The organism is Planktothrix sp. FACHB-1355 (assembly GCF_014748295.1).
GTDB classification, from domain to species: Bacteria; Cyanobacteriota; Cyanobacteriia; order Cyanobacteriales; family Aerosakkonemataceae; genus Aerosakkonema; species Aerosakkonema funiforme_A.
Genome location: NZ_JACJUP010000478.1, coordinates 1 through 4,763 on the forward strand (window position 1 = coordinate 1; position 4,763 = coordinate 4,763).

General features: G+C 43.1%; 3 protein-coding genes. All 3 read left to right on the top strand.

All coding sequences use genetic code 11. The features are described 5' to 3' along the window. On the top strand, nucleotides 1–661 hold a 661-nt coding region (locus H6S82_RS18750), incomplete at its 5' end, for a substrate-binding domain-containing protein (protein ID WP_191056540.1). 52 nt (nucleotides 662–713) lie between these two features. After that, nucleotides 714–2,483 carry an iron uptake porin gene (locus H6S82_RS18755; protein ID WP_322111949.1) on the top strand — a complete coding sequence of 590 codons (1,770 nt, stop codon included), beginning with the start codon at nucleotides 714–716 and terminating at the stop codon, nucleotides 2,481–2,483. A 535-nt stretch (nucleotides 2,484–3,018) separates the two neighbouring features. After that, a partial coding sequence (gene dnaK / locus H6S82_RS18760; RefSeq protein WP_191056541.1) for a molecular chaperone DnaK occupies nucleotides 3,019–4,763 on the top strand: 1,745 nt, incomplete at its 3' end.

The following is a 4,763-nucleotide window of genomic DNA, read 5'->3' on the forward strand; positions in this document are numbered from 1 at the left end:
GACAAGCGAGGTCAAATTATCCCGTGATAAACTGGTAAAAATATTTACAGGTCAAATTACCAATTGGCAACAACTTAATACAAAGTTTCCCAATCAAAAAATCCAAGTGGTAGTTTGTGCTGACAATTGCGGTACTAGCTTTATTCTCACTAAATACTTAAACAAAATTACGGCGGGAAAAGTCCCAGCCAGTAGAAACCCTAATTGGGGATTTAAGGTATTTTCTGCCTTGACTGAAGATGGTCAAATAGCGGGAGAAATAGGTAGAATTAATGGTGCGATTGGCTATGTCCAAAGCAACTTTGCTCAGACGAACAATCTTTCTATTGCCAGTATTGAAAATCAGACTGGTCGTTACGTTAAACCCACTCTAGCAGAAACCGAGAAAGCCCTAGCGAATGTCAAGTTTAATGATGATTTAACCACTGAAGATATCAAAGATCCAGAAGAGGGTTATCCTTTGGTGAGTTTAACTTGGCTGCTAGTTTATAAAAAGTATCTCAACGAAGATACACTGAAAGCAACTAAAAACTTATTGCTCTGGATTTTAACTAAGGGTCAAACATTTAATGAGGAGTTAGAGTACACAAAAATTCCCGAAAATGTCTCCCAAAAAGCGATAGAAGCTGTCAATAATGAATTGAAACTTCGACCTTATTAAAGTTGCAGAAATTGTGATGCACTCGCTGTGCATACTCAAAGCGGTTGTAGTTGTGAAATTAACCAGTCAAAAAATTATGAAAAACTTGAATGTGTCATTTCCTATCACCTCAGTAATACTGAGTTGGAATTTACTAATTTTATCTCCAGTCCTCGCCCAAGTAAATTTCAACTCAAATCCTGTTGGGTCAGAATCTTTAAGTAATTCAAATGTAATTTACACGCCTTTAGTTGACCAACTATCCTCTCAGAATGAATTCCCTTTAGTAAGTTCTAATTCAGAACCTAAAGTTTCACAAACTCCTGTTCAGCAAATCGAAAGACTATATAGCAGTTCTCCTCCTAACTTGGGCGAAAACATCACCAATGTCCATCAGTTGGAAGATGTTACTTCTGACGATTGGGCTTACGAAGCATTACGTAATTTAGTAGAAAAATATCGCTGTATTAGTGCTTTCCCTGGGAGAAATTTTCGGGGCAATCGAGCTATGACACGTTATGAATTTGCGGTTGGCTTAAATACTTGCCTACAGAGTATTAGACGTTCAATAGAAAGTTTAAATAATAAATTTCCTCAGCAAGAAGATTTGGTCGTTATCGAAAGATTGCAAGCAGAATTTGCTACAGAACTTCAAAATATTACGGCCAAAATAGACAAGGTGTCACAGCGAGTAAATTTTCTCCAAGAGCATCAGTTTAGTCCTACTACAGTTTTACGGGGTATAGGGCTGTGGGATGTAACTACTGCTTTTGGTGACAAAAAAGCAGTTTCTCCAGAAAGTCACTCTGACGAAGAATTAAAGGAAAATTTAACTCTATCAGCAGCAACAATACTTATTTTTGATACGAGTTTTACTGGTAAAGATAGGCTACGAACTCAAGTGGTAGCAGGGAATATTAACAGTTTGGGTAGTAATGTAACTGGCACAGAAATGACTCTTTTGGTCGGGGGAATAAATACTAATAATAATGTGCGGTTAGGGTCATTATTTTATCAATTTCCTATAGGGAAGCGCGGGATAATATCTATTGCTCCTGTTGCGGACTTTCCCACTCGCATTTTTCCGGTTTTTAATCCTGTTAGCGCGATATCAAATTTTGGTGCAGTAAGTCCTATTTACTCTTTTGCTTTTGGTAGTGGTGGAATAATTTATTATAATTTAACTGACAACCTAGCTGCTGGTATCACTTATTTAACCACTTCTGCTAGCAAAGTGAAAGAGGGGCTGTTTAATGGTCAATATACCGTCTTGACTCAAGTAAGCTATACTCCATCCGAGCAAATTGGGGTTGCTTTTACTTACGGCCATTATTATGCTCCGGAACCAGGTGCAACTATTAACATAACTGGGAGTAAGGGCAGCACATTCGCTCAATTACCTTTTGGTGAAAGTACGGCGACTTCCTCCGATGCTTTTGGCTTACAATTTACTTACAAACTCAGTAGTAAATTAATATTAGGTGGTTGGCTTAGTTACTTTAATGCTAAAGCTGAGGGTTCTCCCAGCGTTAGTGGTTTAAATGGTTATGCGGGTTCTCAAGCGGATATTTGGAGTTGGGCATTTACCGCTTTTTTATCAGATTTAGGGAAAGCAGGCAGTCAATTAAATTTTGTTTTTGGTATGCCACCAAAAGTGATAAATAATGATATTTTTGAACGTGAAGATCGGGATACTTCTTTACATTTTGAGTTATCTTATAGCTACCCGGTAAATGATAGAATTTCTATCACTCCGGGATTTTTTGTAATTACGAATCCAGAGCATAATGCAGAAAACTCTCCGATTTGGATGGGATTGCTCCGAACCACGTTTATATTTTAGTGATGTGCAGGGGCGAAGTATTTGGAGGAAAAATATAGGGTTTTGAGCGATCGATTGTTGCCGAAATACTTCGCCCCTACTCAGATCGGGCACTAAGGCCAGAAACCGGCTTTTTTACAGTTAAACCAAGCTCAAAGTGTCAACTTTTCGTACAAAAACCTGATTTCCGATCTGCCAAAACTCCCATTCAGACGGCAAACACGACTAATTGATTACGGTTCGCCCTAAACCCCAAGTCGGTGGATGTGCCTACTATTAGTTCTAGTGACAGCGATCGACTGATGTAAAGCGATGACAGCTGCACAACCTCTCCTGAAGGCTAACCGTCCCCCCAAGGTACGGGAAACCCCCCTTCAAGAGAAGGCACTCTCGCGATCAGTATAGAGATTAGTCTTTCTTTGAATCACAGTATTGAAGCTGGAAAGCGCTGCTCGATCGACTCGGCGATCTCAGTTTGGACTCCTACACTCCCCCTGGATTCGGCTGATAAATCGAGATGGAAAAATTTTGTAGTTAATGGAACCGGAAAGCTCTTATGGCAAAAGTAGTTGGAATTGACTTAGGTACGACTAACTCCTGTGTGGCTGTAATGGAAGGTGGCAAACCCACAGTAATTGCCAACGCAGAGGGTTTTCGGACTACACCTTCCGTCGTAGCCTACGCGAAAAATGGCGATCGCCTCGTCGGTCAAATCGCCAAGCGCCAATCGGTAATGAACCCGGAAAATACGTTCTACTCCGTCAAGCGCTTTATCGGTCGTCGCTTTGAGGAAGTTACCCACGAAGCTACCGAAGTATCTTATAAAGTGTTGCGCGACGGTAACGGCAACGTTAAACTCGACTGTCCCGCACAAGGCAAACAATTCGCTCCTGAAGAAATTTCCGCGCAAGTTCTGCGTAAGCTGGTAGACGATGCCAGCAAATACTTGGGCGAAACGATTACCCAAGCAGTAATCACCGTTCCCGCTTACTTCAACGACTCTCAGCGTCAAGCTACGAAAGACGCGGGTAAGATTGCCGGTGTTGAAGTGCTGCGGATTATCAACGAACCTACCGCTGCTTCTCTGGCTTACGGTCTGGACAAAAAGAGCAACGAAACCATCCTAGTATTTGACTTGGGTGGCGGTACGTTCGACGTATCTATCCTGGAAGTTGGCGACGGCGTGTTTGAAGTGCTGGCAACTTCTGGCGATACTCACCTGGGTGGTGATGACTTCGACAAGAAAATCGTTGACTTCTTGGCAGAACAATTCAAGAAAGATGAAGGAATTGAACTGCGGAAAGACAAACAAGCACTGCAACGTCTGACGGAAGCTGCTGAAAAGGCGAAGATTGAATTGTCTAGCGTTACGCAAGCAGAAATCAACCTGCCTTTCATCACCGCAACTCAGGAAGGGCCGAAACACCTGGATGTAACGCTGACGCGGGCTAAGTTTGAAGAACTCTGTTCGGATTTGATCGATCGTTGCCGCATTCCGGTGGAAAATGCGATCCGCGATGCCAAAATCGACAAATCTGCGATCGATGAAGTAGTGTTGGTAGGTGGTTCTACCCGGATTCCCGCCGTGCAAGAGTTGGTGCGCCGCACGATGGGTAAAGAACCCAACCAAAGCGTTAACCCCGACGAAGTAGTAGCAGTTGGTGCGGCAATTCAAGCTGGCGTTCTCGCTGGTGAAGTGAAAGACATCCTGCTGCTTGACGTGACGCCGCTGTCTCTGGGTGTAGAAACCTTGGGCGGTGTGATGACCAAGATTATCCCTCGCAACACCACCATTCCTACCAAGAAGTCGGAAGTTTTCTCGACTGCTGTTGACGGTCAAACGAATGTGGAAATCCACATTCTGCAAGGTGAGCGGGAAATGTCCAACGATAATAAGAGTTTGGGTACTTTCCGCTTAGATGGAATTCCGCCAGCTCCTCGTGGCGTACCTCAAATTGAAGTGACTTTCGATATCGACGCTAACGGTATTCTCAACGTCACGGCTAAGGATAAGGGTACTGGTAAAGCTCAATCTATCAGCATCACCGGTGCTTCGACTCTGCCGAAAGATGAAGTTGAGCGGATGGTTAAGCAAGCCGAACAAAATGCGTCTGCTGATAAGGAACGTCGCGAAAAGATCGATCGCAAAAACCAAGCCGACTCTTTGGCATACCAAGCTGAAAAACAACTCAGCGATTTGGGTGACAAGGTTCCCGCTGCTGACAAGACCAAGTTGGAAGGCTTGATCAAAGACCTCAAGGATGCTGTTGCTAAGGAAGATGATGAGCGCATCAAGACTTT